The sequence below is a fragment of the Nonomuraea sp. NPDC003709 genome (assembly GCF_040610775.1).
GTDB classification, from domain to species: Bacteria; Actinomycetota; Actinomycetes; order Streptosporangiales; family Streptosporangiaceae; genus Nonomuraea; species Nonomuraea angiospora_A.
In genome coordinates this window covers 143,789-158,739 of record NZ_JBEXMW010000022.1, presented here as the reverse complement: position 1 = coordinate 158,739, position 14,951 = coordinate 143,789, and the positions used below count along the sequence as shown (strand labels likewise).

15 protein-coding genes are annotated in these 14,951 nt (G+C 69.8%); 7 read left to right on the top strand and 8 right to left on the bottom strand.

The genetic code is table 11. The features are described 5' to 3' along the window. Position 1 precedes the first annotated feature (1 nt). The 4 genes from ABZX61_RS48355 (at position 2) to ABZX61_RS48340 (ending at position 6,285) form a co-directional block, all read left to right on the top strand. Positions 2 to 1,894 (top strand): S8 family serine peptidase, encoded by a 1,893-nt coding sequence (locus ABZX61_RS48355; RefSeq protein WP_355205359.1) that lies wholly within the window; start codon positions 2 to 4, stop codon positions 1,892 to 1,894. A gap of 140 nt (positions 1,895 to 2,034) precedes the next feature. Further along, the gene (locus tag ABZX61_RS48350) at positions 2,035 to 3,399 is read left to right on the top strand and encodes a S8 family serine peptidase (protein WP_355205356.1); all 1,365 of its coding nucleotides are present in this window, start codon (positions 2,035 to 2,037) and stop codon (positions 3,397 to 3,399) included. 224 nt (positions 3,400 to 3,623) lie between these two features. Continuing rightward, positions 3,624 to 4,982: a S8 family serine peptidase gene (locus tag ABZX61_RS48345; RefSeq protein ID WP_355205354.1), complete on the top strand. Its 1,359-nt coding sequence runs from the start codon at positions 3,624 to 3,626 to the stop codon at positions 4,980 to 4,982. A 523-nt stretch (positions 4,983 to 5,505) separates the two neighbouring features. Beyond that, on the top strand, positions 5,506 to 6,285 hold the full coding sequence (locus ABZX61_RS48340) for a hypothetical protein (RefSeq protein ID WP_355205351.1): 780 nt from the start codon (positions 5,506 to 5,508) through the stop codon (positions 6,283 to 6,285). A 66-nt stretch (positions 6,286 to 6,351) separates the two neighbouring features. On the opposite strand, the gene ABZX61_RS48335 is transcribed toward ABZX61_RS48340, so the two are convergent. The 6 genes from ABZX61_RS48335 to ABZX61_RS48310 all read right to left on the bottom strand — a co-directional run bounded on the left by ABZX61_RS48335 (position 6,352) and on the right by ABZX61_RS48310 (position 11,213). Next, complete coding sequence (locus ABZX61_RS48335) at positions 6,352 to 7,254, bottom strand: aminoglycoside phosphotransferase family protein (RefSeq protein ID WP_355205348.1); 903 nt, start codon at positions 7,252 to 7,254, stop codon at positions 6,352 to 6,354. Between the two features lie 139 nt (positions 7,255 to 7,393). Further along, positions 7,394 to 7,900, bottom strand: coding sequence for a nitroreductase family deazaflavin-dependent oxidoreductase (locus ABZX61_RS48330; RefSeq protein ID WP_355205345.1), 507 nt, complete (start codon positions 7,898 to 7,900; stop codon positions 7,394 to 7,396). Further along, on the bottom strand, positions 7,897 to 8,913 hold the full coding sequence (locus ABZX61_RS48325) for an alpha/beta hydrolase (protein WP_355205342.1): 1,017 nt from the start codon (positions 8,911 to 8,913) through the stop codon (positions 7,897 to 7,899). Before ABZX61_RS48325 ends, ABZX61_RS48330 begins: the two co-directional genes overlap by 4 nt. Positions 8,914 to 9,008: 95 nt before the next feature. Further along, positions 9,009 to 9,539, bottom strand: a complete 531-nt coding sequence (locus tag ABZX61_RS48320; protein WP_350729473.1) for a PadR family transcriptional regulator — start codon at positions 9,537 to 9,539, stop codon at positions 9,009 to 9,011. A 202-nt stretch (positions 9,540 to 9,741) separates the two neighbouring features. Further along, complete coding sequence (locus ABZX61_RS48315; protein ID WP_355205339.1) at positions 9,742 to 10,254, bottom strand: hypothetical protein; 513 nt, start codon at positions 10,252 to 10,254, stop codon at positions 9,742 to 9,744. A 119-nt stretch (positions 10,255 to 10,373) separates the two neighbouring features. Continuing rightward, positions 10,374 to 11,213, bottom strand: coding sequence for a helix-turn-helix transcriptional regulator (locus ABZX61_RS48310; protein ID WP_355205336.1), 840 nt, complete (start codon positions 11,211 to 11,213; stop codon positions 10,374 to 10,376). A gap of 117 nt (positions 11,214 to 11,330) precedes the next feature. On the opposite strand from ABZX61_RS48310, the gene ABZX61_RS48305 reads away from it, so the two are divergent. Together ABZX61_RS48305 and ABZX61_RS48300 are read left to right on the top strand one after the other, a co-directional pair. After that, positions 11,331 to 11,609, top strand: coding sequence for a hypothetical protein (locus ABZX61_RS48305; protein WP_355205333.1), 279 nt, complete (start codon positions 11,331 to 11,333; stop codon positions 11,607 to 11,609). 53 nt (positions 11,610 to 11,662) lie between these two features. Then, the gene (locus tag ABZX61_RS48300; protein ID WP_355205331.1) at positions 11,663 to 12,298 is read left to right on the top strand and encodes a DsbA family oxidoreductase; all 636 of its coding nucleotides are present in this window, start codon (positions 11,663 to 11,665) and stop codon (positions 12,296 to 12,298) included. A 9-nt stretch (positions 12,299 to 12,307) separates the two neighbouring features. Here the strand turns inward: ABZX61_RS48300 and ABZX61_RS48295 are convergent, their stop codons facing one another. Next, a complete protein-coding gene (locus ABZX61_RS48295) occupies positions 12,308 to 12,823 on the bottom strand; it encodes a hypothetical protein (RefSeq protein ID WP_355205329.1) in 516 nt (171 codons plus the stop codon). Between the two features lie 192 nt (positions 12,824 to 13,015). On the opposite strand from ABZX61_RS48295, the gene ABZX61_RS48290 reads away from it, so the two are divergent. Further along, positions 13,016 to 13,765 (top strand): hypothetical protein, encoded by a 750-nt coding sequence (locus ABZX61_RS48290; RefSeq protein WP_355205326.1) that lies wholly within the window; start codon positions 13,016 to 13,018, stop codon positions 13,763 to 13,765. Here the strand turns inward: ABZX61_RS48290 and ABZX61_RS48285 are convergent. Beyond that, entirely contained in the window at positions 13,762 to 14,901 is a 1,140-nt protein-coding gene (locus tag ABZX61_RS48285; RefSeq protein ID WP_355205324.1) for an alpha/beta hydrolase, read from the bottom strand. The genes ABZX61_RS48290 and ABZX61_RS48285 overlap by 4 nt on opposite strands. Between the last annotated feature and the right edge of the window lie 50 nt (positions 14,902 to 14,951).

Below are 14,951 nucleotides of genomic sequence, written 5' to 3'. Positions count from 1 at the left end.
CGTGCGACTTCGCCCCCTGATCGTGAGCTCGATCGTGTTGGCCCTGCTGCCGTTATCGGCGCCGGCCTACGCGGAGGATCCGACTCCCAGTCCGAGCGTCGTGGAAGAGACAACCTCCACCCCCGGCGATCCCCCCGCCAAGGTGGAGGAGGGGTTAGGCGTCGACGGCGGCTCCGTGCGGGCCATCGTCGAGCTCACCGACCCGGCGCAGAACGCGCCCGTCGCGAGCCAGGCGGTCGCCGAGAGCGTGGACGTGGTGATGCAGCCGCAGAACCAGTCGTTCATGGTCGTGGAGGGGACCGCGGAGGAGCTGGCCAAGCTGGCCGACGACCCGCGGGTCACGTCCATCCACCGGGACAGGACGTACGCGCCGGTGGACGTGAGCCCCAACCTCAAGCTGATCGGGGCCGACCAGGCGCACGCCAAGAACTACACCGGCACCGGGCAGGCGGTGGCCGTGCTGGACACCGGCATCGACCGCGACCACCCGTGGTTCGGGAACAGGATCGTGGCCGAGGCCTGCTTCTCCGCCGTGGAGGCCGGCGTCGAGTCGCTCTGCCCGAACGGGCAGACGTCACAGACCGGGGCGGGCGCGGCGGACGCCACGACGGCCAAGTGCCTGGCCGACGGCGCGAACCTGTGCGAACACGGCAGCCACGTCGCGGGCATCGCGGCCGGCACCGGCGGCGTCGCGCCGGGCGCGAACATCGTGGCGGTGCAGGTCTTCAGCCGGGTCAACGACGAGGACATCTGCGGCGAGCCGTCGTGCCTGCTGGCGTTCGAGTCGTCGTTGCGGCAGGCCATGGACTACGTGGCGGGCCTGACCGAGCCGGTCGCCGCCGTGAACCTGAGCCTGGGCGGCGAGCTGTCCGAGACCGACTGCGACTCCAGCGAGGAAGGGTTGATCTTCAAGCCGAAGATCGACGCCCTGCTGGCCAAGGGCATCGCGACCGTGGTCGCCGCGGGCAACGAGTTCTTCGAGGGGGCGTCGTACCCGGCCTGCATCTCCTCGGCGGTGGCCGTCGGGGCGAACGACAACAACGACGTCATCGCGGACTTCTCCAACCGCGGGGCCATCGTGGACCTGTTCGCGCCGGGCGTGGACATCGAGTCGTCCGTGCCGGACAACCGGACGGCCGTCTTCAGCGGCACCTCGATGGCGACCCCGCACGTGGCCGGCGCGCTGGCGCTGATGAAGCAGGCCTCGCCGCAGACGCCGATGGCCGACCTGATCAACACGCTGAAGACGACCGGCAGGCCGTACTCGTACCAGGCCAACGGCCAGCAGGTCAGCACGCCGCGCCTGGACCTGGCGGCGGCCCTGGCCGGCGCCTCGCCGCAGCCGACCATCACGCAGTCCCCGGGCGTGCCGACCGAGGACCCCGAGCCCGATCCGTCGGACAGCAGCGGCCCCAGCCCCGAGCCCGACGACCCGGCCGACCCCGCACCCCAGCCCTCGCCCACCACCTCGCCGGTGCCGCTGCCCACGGTCACCGTCACGGTGACGATCACGCCGACCCCGAAGACCACCGCGCAGGTCTGCACGCGAGGCACGACCGCCACCAAGCTGTCGGCCAAGCAGTGGTCCGTGGAGATCCACCGCAGCAGCGGCACGATCCCGGACGCCACGCTCACCTGCTACCTCAAGCTGATCGGCAAGTCGAGCAAGGTGTTCCCCGAGGTCACGAAGGCGTCCTCGCTCGGCAAGGCGTACCGGGTGCTGAAGAGCACCAAGGCAAGCAAGGCCAAGCTGGACAGCGCGCTGCTCACGTCCTGGCTGAACTGGGCGCACGGCACGAACGACACCAAGAAGCTGACCACCGCCGAGAAGGTGCGGCTGAACGGCAAGTCGACCGCGGCGGCATTGCGGAAGGCGGCGAAAACCGTCAAATAGCCAGTGCTAGGCGGCTAGGGCCGCAGGAAGGCAAAAAAGCCTCCAACGTTTCTCTGGGCTACATAGACCACCGACATCACAGTTGTCGCAGGTGGGGATGTATGCGGCTGTAAGCGAGCCAGGAGCTCTCGGAGGAACAAGTGAGGCTACGAACTCTGTTGGCCGGCGCCGCGGCGCTGGCCGCAACAGTCGCCGGGCTCTGTACGGGCCCGGCGCTCCACGCCGACTCGGGCGATCCGATCATCAGCCCGTCGCTGGCCGCGGAGGTCGAGGCGAAGTCCAGGGTGCGCTCCATCATCCAGCTCAAGCCCGGGCAGAGCGTCGAGGCCGTCGCGCGCGACATCGAGAAGGCGTCGGACGGCAGCCGGGTCCTGGAGTCCGCGCAGTCACCGCACTTCTTCGTGGCCGAGGTGGACGGCCCCACGCTGGCCAAGCTCAAGAAGGACAACCGCGTCCAGTCCGTCTACAAGGACGAGCTGCGCATGCCCACCCTTGACGTCAGCACCGCCGTCATCCGCTCGAACCGGGCGAACCAGGCCGGCTGGACCGGCCGGGGCGCCACCGTCGCCGTCCTGGACACAGGGATCGACCGGGACCACCCGTTCTTCACCGGCCGGATCGTGGACGAGGCGTGCTTCTCCTCCTCCGACGCCAGCGACGGCGCCGTCTCGCTCTGCCCGAACAACCAGCCCAGCCAGACCGGTCCCGGCGCGGCGGACGCCGAGACCGCCCAGTGCGTCATCAGGGGTGCGAACGCCTGCTCCCACGGCACACACGTGGCCGGCATCGCGGCCGGCCGGCTGGCCACGGGGGCGCCGTCCAACGGCGTCGCCCCCGAGGCGGGCATCCTCCCGGTCCAGGTCTTCAGCCGCGTGGACAACCCCATGACCTGCCTGATCGGCGGCGTTTCCGCACCGTGCTTCCTCAGCTACACCTCCGACCAGAAGCTGGCGCTCGAGTACATCGCGCGGGTGGCCAAGACGCACAACATCGCCTCGGTGAACATGAGCCTCGGCGGGGGCGGCCCGTACGCCCAGGCCTGTGACACGGACGCGTCCGCCGCCGCGGTCAAGCCCGAGTTCGACACGCTGGTGGGCCTGGGCGTGGCCCCCGTGGTCGCGGCGGGCAACAACGGCTTCCCGAACGGCGTCGCCACCCCCGCCTGCATCTCCACCGCCGTCACGGTGGGCGCCACCGACGACTCCGACGCGCTGGCCTCCTTCACCAACCGGGGGCCGCTGCTCGACCTGTTCGCGCCGGGGGTGAACATCAACTCCTCCGTGCCGAACAACACGTACGCGGAGAAGAGCGGGACCTCGATGGCCGCGCCGCACGTGGCGGGGATGTTCGCGCTGATGAAGCAGGCGTACCCGGCCTTCACGGTCGCGCAGAGCCTGCAGCGGCTGCAGGAGACGGGCACGCCCATCCGCTACGACGCGGCGGGCACCTCAGTGACCACCACGCGGATCGACGCCGAGCGCGCCACCGCGGGCGCCCGCGCCTGATCGGCGCGGGGAAGGCCGGACGGCGGGGTCCGGCTGCGAGGGCCGGACGGCGGGGGGCCGGCCACAAGGGCCGGATCGGCGGGATCCGGCCCTTTTCGCTGCGTGATTACACCAATCGTTACTCTTAACGACAAACACCCCTCACTCCCGTCCCCCTCCTCACCCCCACCCCACACTCCTCAACCCCCTCAACCCCCTCGCTCCCTCAACCCCCGGAGGAACAGTTGAGACTCTCGTCTCTGCTGGCCGGCGCCATCGCACTAGCCGCCACCTCGGCCGCGCTGGTCGCCACACCCGCCCTGGCCGACCCCGAGTCCAAGATCGACCCAGCGATCACCGCGACCGGCGAGCACCGCGCCATCGTCCGCGTGCAGCAGCCCGCACAGGTGCGGTCCGTCCAGTCCAGCGCGGAGGAGGTCAAGCGGGACAAGAAGAACGTCTACGCTGATCCGCCCTCCGAGGTGGCCGGCAAGCTGGACTTCTTCGTCTACCGGGGCACCCGTGCGGAGCTCGAGCAGATCGCCGAGCAGTCCGACGTGGTCTCGATCCGCAAGGACAAGCTCAACGAGCCCTCGCTCGCCGAGAGCATCCCGCTGATCGGCGCGGACCAAGCACACCGCAAGGGCTTCACCGGCAAGGGCACGGCCGTCGCGATCATCGACAGCGGCATCGACAACGACCACCCCGCCTTCGGCAATCGCATCGTCGCCCAGGCCTGCTTCTCGGCCACCGACCCGGTCGACAACTCCACGCCGCTGTGCCCGAACGGCAGCCAGTTCCAGATCGGCGACGGCGCCGCCAACGCCGAGACGGCCGCCTGCATGACGGGCGCCCCGCAGCCGCAGTACGGCCTGTGCTACCACGGCACCCACGTCGCTGGCATCGCCGCCGGCCAGGCCACCGCCGACTTCCCGGCCAGCGGCGTCGCCCCCAAGGCCAAGATCGTGCCGGTGCAGGTGTTCAGCCGCTTCGACGACTCCCCGTACTGCGCCGGCCGCCCCGTCTGCATCCTGGCGTACGACTCGTCGGTCCTGACCGGCATGGCGTACGCGGACCTGCTGGCGGACCAGTACAACATCGCCTCCGTCAACCTGAGCCTGGGCGGCGGCCAGTACACCGAGGCCTGCGACACGGGCGACGGGGCCGACTTCAAGACCGAGGTCGACAAGCTCCTCGCCAAGGGCACCGCCACGGTGGTCGCCTCCGGCAACAACGGCTTCGAGTCCGCGGTGTCATGGCCCGCGTGCGTCTCCAACACGGTCACGGTCGGCGCCACGGACAAGCAGGACGCGGTGGCCGCCTTCTCGAACCGCGGGACGCTCCTGGACGTGTTCGCGCCCGGGGTGTCGATCAAGGGTGCGATCGCGGGGAACACGTACGCGACGCTGAACGGCACCTCCATGGCCGCGCCACACGTGGCCGGCTCCCTGGCCCTCCTCCACCAGAAGCGGCCGCGCTCCGGGGTGGACAGCATGGTGGACGCTTTGAAGCGCACGGGCAAGCCGATCACGTACACGAGCGCGGAGGCCGAGGTCACAACACCCCGCATCGACGTGTACGCGGCCCTGCGCACCCGCTACTAGACGGCCCCCGTTGCCCTACTGGGTGGTCAGCCTGCTGGACCCCGCCCCGAGCCAAAGCTCTTCGCGGCGAGGCGCTTCGCGCTCGGGGCTCAGGCGTTTCTCCTTCAGGCGCCTCGCGGCGCCATCGCCCACCCGTGACCCGATTACCGGTCTGGCCTGCTGGAGCCCACCCCGAAAACCTCGCTCCGCTCGCCGGTCAGCCACCCGTTGACCGGTGAAGCGGTGGGCCGACCGACGCCCACCCCGGACCGGACGCCTTTCGGCCCCCCTTGGCCGCGGGCCGTTCGGGCTCGCCCTTGGCCAGCTGGACTTTGCCGGCCTGGACGCGATCTCCTGCACCCTCGCTGGCCTGGTCTGGGCACGGATCGAAGCCCTGTCGCCAGGAATCAGCTCGTGCGGCTCCCGGCGGCAGTGGCCCGCGCCTGGAAGGAAGACCTGAAGACCAAAAGCGCACCACCACTGGACCCACTCGTCGAGATCTCCAGCCCGCGGCTCAACACCAAAGACGAGCTCATCCGCGTCCGTGCCTTTCTATCTCGATATCGCCCAGTGGGCAGCCGAAGAACCAGCCCGCTGGGGGCCATGGGCCGTGCCTTGCCCGATCAGCGACGATGAGATCCACAAAACCAAGGACCGAAAGCATCGCAAGGCCCGGATGGACCAACGCACCCGCGAACGGCTGCCCGTCCTCCCGGCGCTGATCAGCACCGCCGACCGCCGTCGCCACACGGCCACCAAGTTGCTCCAGGCCGCACAGAACACCGCGCCCGGAGCGGTGATCCCCGGCACCAGCGGGCCACTGCGCAGGTCCCTGGCTCCGACCGCCGCAGGCCACCTCACCTGGGCCGAGGAGACCAACGGTGAACGGCGACGAAACCTGACCTACGAAGAAGCGGAAGCGTTCTGGACCTTCGCCGCCATCGAGGTCTTGCGCCTGACCCGTGTCCGCAACGAGGAACTCCTGGAGCTGACGTACCACAGCGTCGTCGGATACCGACTCCCGTCCACTGGCGCAGTTGTGCCTCTGCTTCAGATCGCCCCGTCCAAGACCCATACCGAGCGGCTCTTACTGGTCAGCCCGGAACTCGCCGATGCCCTCAGCGCCATCATCGGCCGTTTGCGCAACCCCACCGGGGCGATCCCGCTGGTGGCCGCCGACGACGTTCGCGAAAAGGTCTGGAACGCACCAATGCCGCTGTTGTTCAACGCCCTGGCTGACGGACGGCGAGGGCCGGCTTCTCCACTTCTCGCCCCACGACTTTCGCCGAACCTTGGCATCCCCACCACGCGCGGTGATCGATGAACCTTACGAAGGTGGGCTGCCGCACAGCCCTCAACCAAGATCGAGAACAAGTCCAAGAAGTGTGCGTCAAACGCCCTTCAGAACACGATCAAGTGCCGCCCGGCCTGCAGGTCCCCAGTTCGGCTTGCCGCCGGGAAGGCCCCGATCTCCGTTCTGCCCCATGAGCATCAGGAAGAGGCTCTTCATAGCGGCCAGCCCGCGGGCGCGCCTGATCGTTGCCTCGTCCGCGTGCCCGTACGCGTCGAAGAACCGTGCGGCCGCGCCCGCGGGGAGCAGCACCCACGCGGCGCCGAGGTCCCACGCGGGATCGCCGGCGAACAAGGCACCGAAATCGATCACGCCCGAGAGCGTCCCGTCCGAGACGACGACATTCGCGGGATGGAGGTCGCCGTGCACCCACACCGGCGGGCCCTCCCACTCGGGGGCCGCGACGGCATCGGCCCAGACGGCCCGGACGGCGCGGACATCGCCGACGGCGTCGGAGTCAATGGCCTGCAAGAACTGCTCGAAGCCGCCCGTGCACCCCTTGGGATGAGCGCCGAAGTCCGAACTGGCCGGGGCCTCGGCGGGCGCCTCCACATGGAGCGCCCTGAGGAAGCCCGCCAGCGTGTCGGCCGCGTGGGCGCCGCGGCTGATCGAGCCGTGGTCCAGCGGCTCGCCGGGAACCCACGTCATCACGGTCCAGTGCTTGGGGAAGCGCTCGGACGGTTCGCCGAACCGCACCGGGGTCGGCACCGGGAGCGGCAGGCGCGGGGCCAGCACAGGTAGCCACCGCCGCTCCTTGAGCTGGAGCTCCGGGGTAGGGTCCATGCGCTGCATGCGCACGGCCAACTCGTCCCCGAGGCGCCACATTTGGTTGCCCCAGCCGCCCGCCACCTCGCGGATGGCCAGCCCTGCAAGGTCTGGATGTTGCTCCTGCAGCAGGTCGCGGACCAGGTCTGCGGTGATCTCGATCTCGGTGTCGGTCATGCGAAGTCACAGTACTGAGGCGGCAGGCGGAGCGGCTCTCGCTCTCCGGGCTCTCCGGCAACGATCGGTCCCACCACGGCCTCGTTGTGGACGCTGTCTCCAACGAGGCCATCCAGGTCATAGGCCATAGAAAGCGATCTCAAAACTGGCCAAGGTCATGTCCAACGTGCGTGCGGTCAACAAGATGCGCAGGAGCGTCGCTGCCGAGGTCTGGCATTGCCGCCCGCTCGATGATCACGATCGGGATCTGCCGTGACGTCTCTCGCTGGTAGCCGATGTAGCGCGGCCATATCCCGGTCATCGTCTCCCACAGGCGGAGCCGCTCGTCCTCGGCCGCCGGACGGGCCACCGCATCGAACACCTCGGCCCCGACCTGCACCTTGACCTGCGGCTGAGCGAGCAGATTGTGGAACCAGAGCGGATGGTCGGCGGCGCCGCCGTTGGAGGCGACCACGAGGTAGCGGTCGCCGTCGCGGCCGTAGATGAGGGCGGTGCGCCGGGGAAGTCCTGAGCGGCGGCCGATCGTCGTGATCAGCAGCGTGGGGGCGCCGTGGAAGAGGTGACCGCGAGCGCCGCCGGACTCGGCGTAGCTCTTGACGTGCCTGGCCACCCACCCGGTCGGGCTGTCGATCGGCTCTTGGCTCATCGCGCCGCTCCGCCCACGCGGCGGTCGGCCCACTCGCGCGCCTGGGCGAACCAGTGGGGCGCGGTGCGGTGGCCATTGAGCACGTGACCGGTGCCGGGGACCAGGACGGTCTCCAGCTTGGCGCGGGGACCGTAGAAGGGGGCCTCCTGGGCGTGCAGCGCGGCCGAGGAGGAGCGGGCTCCGGCCAGCAGCTTGTCATGCTCGCCGTTGACGATCAGTACGGGGGCCTGGATCTGCTTGTTGATCGAGGGCGGGGTGTAGGAGCCGCCGGGAGGGAAGACGTCCGTCGTCTTGGCGGCCTCGTCGGCGGCGATGACCTTGGGGTCGGCGTTGGGCCGGTGGTAGAACCAGGTGGCCCGCAGGCCGGGCCGGGTGGTGAGGTAGCCGTCGTCGAGCCCGCGACCGGCGAAGCGGGGGTCGTCGGCGGCACGGTAGATTCCGGCGCCCATCTGCTCGAAAGCGGCCTCGTTCGGCACGCTCGATTCGCCGGTCAGGATGACGCCCTCCACCTCCGCCGGATGTGCGGCGGCCACCGTGCGGGCGAGGGTCGAGCCCAGCGAGTGGCCGACCAGAACGACCTTGGCGAACCGGCCACCGCCCAGACGACCCTCGCGCAGCTGCCGGATGAGCTGGCGGATGACGATCTGGTGGGTGTCCTGCCCGAAGCGGGCGCTCGGCGGGTAGGAGCTCGCCCCGGTGCCGAGACGATCAATGGCCAGCGTCGCGTACCCGGCGGCGGTCATCGTCTCCACGTAGGAGGGACGCTGCCGGTCGCCGCGCATCCGCCAGTAGGCCTGGCCGTAGAAGCCGCCGGGAACGAGCAGCTGAACGGTGGCGGCACGGCCGCGCGGCAGGCACAGAGTGCCGGCGACGCGCTGGTCGGCGGGGCCACTGGAGGTCATCGCCACCTCGGCGCTGACCGTCCGGCAGGCGGAGGCGGCGTTCGCCGCTGCCGGGATCGAGGTTGCGGGGATCGAGACGAGCGCCAGAAGTGCCGCTGTCGTGATGCGCATGAAACTCCTTCGAGGTACCCAAATTTGGTTAACCAAATTTGGGTATCGAACTATGGCTCATCCACCCTCCTGCCGTCAAACCGGTCTCCGGCCGATCAGGCCGGCTCCTCACCGCGTTCCAGCCGCCCGATCAAGTCACGGATCCACGCCGCCTCACCCGCCGCCTGCGCCGCGCGCAGGGTGAACAGCTCTCTCACGTTCCTTGGGCGCTTTCCCTCCTGGGCCGTGGCCACGATCTGCTCCCGCTCGCCCTCCAGAGCGTGCACCCGCTCCTTGAGCAGCGCGATCACTTCCTCCTCGGGCAGCGCGGGTAGCAGCACAAGGGCCGCGTTGAGCAGCTCCGGACGCCGATCGGGAACCCTGAGGGCGCTTCTGAGCAGCCCGAGGAACTCCGCCTCGCCCTTCTCATTGATGGCGTAATCGACGCGGCCCGGCCATTCGTGCACCTCGCTGGTGTCCAGAAGACCTTCCTTGGCCAGCTGACGCAGCGCGTGGTAGATCGAGCCCGACCTGAGCCCTGCCCATTGCCCGGCCTCCCACGACTCCAGTTCGGAGCCCACCAGATAGCCGTGTGCCTGACCGTGCAGCCGCACCACGCCAAGGACCAGCAGTCGCGTCGCCGACATCGTCTCCCTCACTCGCCGGGGCCCCGCACCCGCCAAAGCCCTGCCGAACAGGCTAGCTGTCGTGCACGTGGAGGCGAGAAGGCGACGGGCATACCACTATTTGTCGCCCGGCCATGTGAGCTCCGGGCCGTCATGGGGCGCTGTCGCAGGCGGTGGATGGCATCTTGGTGGATGAAAGGCCTGCCGAACGGCGATCGGTCTCTCACTCCTCGTCAGGTTCGGCCCAGAACGGCGGCACGAACGCGCCATCGCGACGCGTCACGACCTTCCCGTCGCGGACGCTCAGCAGCTCCGGCTCATCATCCTCGTACCAGCGCTGATACCCGAAAAAGGACTCGTTCTTGTGGAGCCGGGCGGCCAACCAGTCCATCAGCCCGGCCACCTCGGCATGCCCGTCGGGGTGGATCTCCCAGCGGCAGGTCAGCGCCCAGCGTTCGTCGCCGTGATCATCCCCGCGCACCAGGATCGAGCAGCCGGCGCCCGACATCTTCGAGGCCGCGTACGGCGAACCATCGCTCCACACCGGTTGCGGAAACTCCTTGATCACCCAGTCGCCGTTCTCATCCTGCACCGGCTCCAGCTCGTCGTCCAGCAGATCGAGGACCTCGTTGACGATGATCGTCTTCTCGGTGATGTGCTCAGGCCGTGAGCCGAGACCCACGTGCCAGCGCAACTCGGCGAGTTCGGTCTCGGACAAGTCGCCGCGCAGGTCCATCGCGACCATGAGTTCGTGAATGTCAGCCACGGCAGCACCGTAGCGACACGGACCGACACCGGGCGGCCGCACCAGAACGGCGGGTCCGCTCTGAAGCCGAAGCAACTACTCACGGCCCGCTAGGAGGCGGCGGGGTGATGGTCGGTGAGGCGGTCGAGCGCGGCGGCGGTGGTCTCGTCGGAGGCGAGGTAGACGACCAGCCGCTGCTCGTCGGGGTCGGGCAGCTCCAGGCTCTCGTACGCCAGCCGTAGCTCCCCCACCTCCGGGTGCGCCCACCGCTCGACGCCGGTGCGCGTGGGCAGTGCGGCCGAGCCCTCGAACCGGTCGCGGAAGCGGTCGCCGGCGGTGATGGTCAGCTCCTCGGCGAGCAGCGCCGCGTGCGGGTCGCCGAGCGCGGACGCGGCCCGCAGCGCGGCGACCCGCTCGTCGGCGATCGTGTCCCAGTCGGGGTGGGCGTCGTGCGCGCGCGGGTCGGTGAAGACGTACCGGACCAGGTTCGGCGGCTCGGCCTCCAGCAGCCCGCTCGGGCCGGCGAGCTGCGCGAACCCGGCCGTCCACGCGAGCAGGTCGCCGGGCCGGTTGGCAACCAGCGCCGGCGCGGGCTCGAGCCGGTCCAGCAACGCCTGCACGGTCGGGCGGACCGTCCGGGCCCGCGTCATGGCGGCCCCGTCGCACGTGCCGCCACCGGTGGTCTTCGCCAGCCGGTGCAGGTGGATCCGCTCGTCACGGGACAGACCCAACGTCTCCGCGAGCGCGGAGAGCACCTGGGCGGACGGGCTGCGGTCGCGCCCCTGCTCCAGCCGGGTGAGGTAATCGACGCTGACGCCGGCGAGCGTGGCCAGCTCGGCTCGGCGCAGCCCGGGGGTGCGGCGCCGGTTCCCGTTCGGGAGCCCGACCGCGGCCGGCGGGACCGCCTCCCGGTGTGCGCGTAGAAACGCGCCCAGCTCTGTCTCCCTCATCAACCGCGATTGTATTCACGGCAAGCCTGGCCCTGCCAGGGCTAGGAAAACCGCAGCCTGGTCCGGACACACCCAGCGCCGGGACGCTAGCAGGCATGAGCACCTTGGAGGAGGCCCATGATCCAGATCGCGATCATTCTGGGCAGCACCCGCCCCGCCGAACAACTACGGCAGACCATGGGCGAGATCAAAATCGCCGACGTACACGCCCAGGTCGCGATCAACCCGTACTTCGACTTCGACTTCACCGACTCCGAAGCCGGCGTCTGCGCCCCCGGCGAGCGCCAGGAAACAGCCCTGATCACCATGCTGGATGAGGTCCTCGCATGGTCCCGTGCCCTCCAAGTGCTGCGGGACCCCACCGCGAACGCCGATCCCCGGCCCGGGACGACCTGATCCACGCGCTCTGTTCCGCCGACACACCAGCTATTTCCAGACGAGAAAGGATCATGATGAAAGTAGAGATATACGCCGATATCGCGTGCCCGTGGTGCCGCCTCGGCACGCACCAGTTCCACCGCGCGGTGGCCGCGGCCGGCACGGAAGCGGATGTCGAACTCGTTCATCGTCCGATCCAGCTCCTTCCCGACGCGCCCGAGGAGCCCCGGCCGCTGATGGACGCGGTGGTCGAGATGTTCGGTCGCGAACAAGCCGAGGCGATGGTCGCGGAGATGACCCGGCTCGGCGCCGGCGAAGGAATCGAGTACCGATTCGACCGTGCGGTGGCGGTCAACACCTTGACCGCGCACCGGCTGCTGTGGCTCGCCCTGCACAAGCACGGTGCCGAGGTGCAGGCCGCGCTGGCGACCGCCCTCTTCGACGCGTACTTCCGCGACGGCGTGAACATCGCCGACCACACTCAACTCACCGAGCCGGCCGAACGGGTCGGCCTGGACGGCGGCCGGGTGCGGGACTTTCTCGCCTCCGAGGAGGGGAGCGCCGAGGTACGTGAGCAGGCGGCCGCGGCGCGGCGGGAGGGCGTCACCACCGTGCCGAGATTCGTCTTCGAGGACGGCGCGCTGATCGTAGGTGTGACCAGCACCGAAGCGCCCGGCGACGCGCTCCGGAAGGCCGGCGGCCGGTAAGGCGCTGCCTCAGGTGACGATGCCGTCCCAGTGAGCGATCCCTTCGCCCTGCTTGAGGACGACGGGCGGGGACGGCTGTGCGGGCCAGATCTGCAGGTAGTGGTGGTCGCCGTCGAAATCCGGCCGTTCCGTGAGCGTGCTCCAGACGTGGTAGCGCAGCCGGTGCGTGCCCGGCCCGGCGGGCAGCGGGGGAAGGCGGCGCATCGCCGCGTCGTCCCAGTCCATGCACCATCCGATCAGGAAGAGCTCGCCGGTCGTCGACATGAAGTCGATCTCCACGATCTCCTCGTACCCGTCGAGGTCGGCGCCCGGATCGTGGTCGGCGACGGTCACCGTGAGGGGGATGCCGTCGCCGTGCTGGTAAGAGATCGCCAGTTCGGCCATGGCCTTCCGTACCGTGACGAGCGCGACGGACCGCTCCACGTCGCCCGCGTCGTCCCCGTCCCAGTCCCCGTTCATCAGGAAGACAGTGCTGCAGTCCTCGACGTCTACTTCTACCTGGATGGTCTTCGCATAGGGGCTCATGTCGGCGAGCGTAGAGCCCGCGACCCCTCCTCGGTCGCGCCGGTACCTCTCGGGCAGGTCCGGCCGATACAGTCCAGGGGTGCGTTGATCTTCCGGGCGGCGGCCACGTACCGCCGCGGACGGTGCGGGCGACCCCGGCAGGCGGGGCCGCCCCGGCAGGCTTCCCCCGTCACGATCCCACCGGAGATCACCATGCCCGCCCGGCAATCTCTCACCTACCGCTCGTTCGTCGAGCTCGCCACCGCCGACCCCGCCGTGGTCGGGCTGGTCCTCAAGGGCTCCCGCGCCCACGACGGCATGGTCACCGAGCACTCCGACCATGACCTGTACGTCATCCTCGCCGACGGCGCGGCGACGGATCTCACCCGGTTCGCCGGTCACCGCACCCCCGAACTCGACCTCGTCATCATCACCCTGGCCGAGTTCCGTACGGCTGGAATGCCCGGCTTCGAGCGATACGCGCTCGCCCGCGCCAGGGTCGTGCTCGACCGGCTCGACGGAGGCATCGGCCGGATCCTGGCCGCCAAGGCACGGCTCGACGCCGACGAGGCGTTCCGGGACTCCGGTGAATGGCTCGACGCCTACGCCAACTCCCTCTACCGCTCCGTCAAGAACGACCGTGACGGGCATCCGCTCGCCGCCCGCCTCGATGCGGCCGACAGCATCCGGTTCCTGCTGGAGCTGCTGTTCGCTCTCGACCGTCGCCCCCGCCCGTACAACAAATATCTGGAATGGGAGCTCGCCCGGCACCCGCTGCCGGGCTGGGACACCGGCATGCTGCTGGACGCCGCCCGTCGCATCTCGGGAACGGGCGACGTACCCCTGCAACGGCGCCTCTTCGCCCAGGTCGAGGCGGCGGCCCGGCGTGCCGGGCACGGCGCGGTGCTGGACGCGTGGGGCGAGGACCTCGACCTGATGCGACCACAGCAGGACAGGTCCTAGCCCGCCGGCTTGACCTCCGGGTAGCGCGACGCCGGGTCGTTCAGGATCGGCTGTGGCTTGCCCCGCAGGTGGAGGTCGTAGAAGGCCGCGACGATCCCGCGCGTGATCTCCAGGGATCGCGTGGCGGGCAGGTCGGCGCCGTCGTCGATGCCGAGCTGCTCGGAAAGCACGGAGATGTCGGTGAAGGAGGCGTGCTCGGTACCCGTCACCACGAACCAGCGCTTCCAGCCGGTGAGGTTCGGCCAGGACTGGTCCCAGGTGGGGTCCTTGCCCGGGCTGTGCTTCGCCTCGGAGCCGAGGAGCAGGTACGGCTTGGCCAGCCCGCTGCTGGGGACCGGGACGACGGCGGTGCCGTCGATGTTCATGCCGGCACGCAACCGGGAGTCCTTCAGCAGGGCGGCCACGGAGCTCGCGCCGCCCACGGAGTGGCCGCCCATGGCGATCCTGGATCGGTCGATCAGCTTGGGATACCTGGCGAGCACCGAGTCCAGGACGAAGGTGACATCGGCCGCCCGGATCTGCCCGACCTTGGCAAAAAACGCCGGATTCTTCGGTTCGACCTCGCACGCGACGCACTCGGCGACCCTCCCGTCGGGGAAGCTCGTGGCGACGTTCTCGTACGTGTGCCCGATGACGGCCACCGCGTAGCCCCGGCTGGCCAGGTCCTCCGCCAGGCCGGTGAGCGAGTAGCGGGGCTTGGTGAAGCCCGGGGAGAGGACCACGAGGGGCAGCCGTCGCTTGGCCGGCCTGGCGTCCTTGGCGGCGTCGATCCGCGTCTTGCTGAGCAGATCGCCCGGTACGCCGGAAGCGCCCGCCTCCTTCAACGTGAGCTCGGACTCCTTGACCGTCATGTACGGCGCCGGCACCCCGCCGGCCTTCGCCGCCGGATACCAGAGCGAGACCATGAGCTCCCGCGCCTTCACGCTGGGCACCCAGGGATCGGGGCGGGAGGTGTCCTTGAGGTGGAGGGAGGTCATGCCGACCGGCAGCTTGCCTGTCGGCTTGGGGATGCGCAGAGCGGGTGCCGGCTCGGTGGTTCGGTTCCTGACGGCGGCCTCCGACGTGGCCGCCCAGGAGGCGGCGGCCGGCAGGGCGAGGAGTACGGCGAGGGCAAGCCGCCCGATTCGGTGACTCATGGGGCTCGACGCTAGGGCCGGGCGATCTCCGGCCGCGTCGGCCGTGACGA

What these genes read in the sequence shown, in the direction of transcription:
- ABZX61_RS48335 (WP_355205348.1), bottom strand. Translation starts at nt 7,254, where the DNA reads ATGACCGACACCGAGATCGAGATCACCGCAGACCTGGTCCGCGACCTG.
- ABZX61_RS48330 (WP_355205345.1), bottom strand. Translation starts at nt 7,900, where the DNA reads ATGAGCCAAGAGCCGATCGACAGCCCGACCGGGTGGGTGGCCAGGCAC.
- ABZX61_RS48285 (WP_355205324.1), bottom strand. Translation starts at nt 14,901, where the DNA reads ATGAGTCACCGAATCGGGCGGCTTGCCCTCGCCGTACTCCTCGCCCTG.
- ABZX61_RS48325 (WP_355205342.1), bottom strand. Translation starts at nt 8,913, where the DNA reads ATGCGCATCACGACAGCGGCACTTCTGGCGCTCGTCTCGATCCCCGCA.
- ABZX61_RS48320 (WP_350729473.1), bottom strand. Translation starts at nt 9,539, where the DNA reads ATGTCGGCGACGCGACTGCTGGTCCTTGGCGTGGTGCGGCTGCACGGT.
- ABZX61_RS48305 (WP_355205333.1), top strand. Translation starts at nt 11,331, where the DNA reads ATGATCCAGATCGCGATCATTCTGGGCAGCACCCGCCCCGCCGAACAA.
- ABZX61_RS48290 (WP_355205326.1), top strand. Translation starts at nt 13,016, where the DNA reads ATGCCCGCCCGGCAATCTCTCACCTACCGCTCGTTCGTCGAGCTCGCC.
- ABZX61_RS48315 (WP_355205339.1), bottom strand. Translation starts at nt 10,254, where the DNA reads ATGGACCTGCGCGGCGACTTGTCCGAGACCGAACTCGCCGAGTTGCGC.
- ABZX61_RS48300 (WP_355205331.1), top strand. Translation starts at nt 11,663, where the DNA reads ATGATGAAAGTAGAGATATACGCCGATATCGCGTGCCCGTGGTGCCGC.
- ABZX61_RS48310 (WP_355205336.1), bottom strand. Translation starts at nt 11,213, where the DNA reads ATGAGGGAGACAGAGCTGGGCGCGTTTCTACGCGCACACCGGGAGGCG.
- ABZX61_RS48295 (WP_355205329.1), bottom strand. Translation starts at nt 12,823, where the DNA reads ATGAGCCCCTATGCGAAGACCATCCAGGTAGAAGTAGACGTCGAGGAC.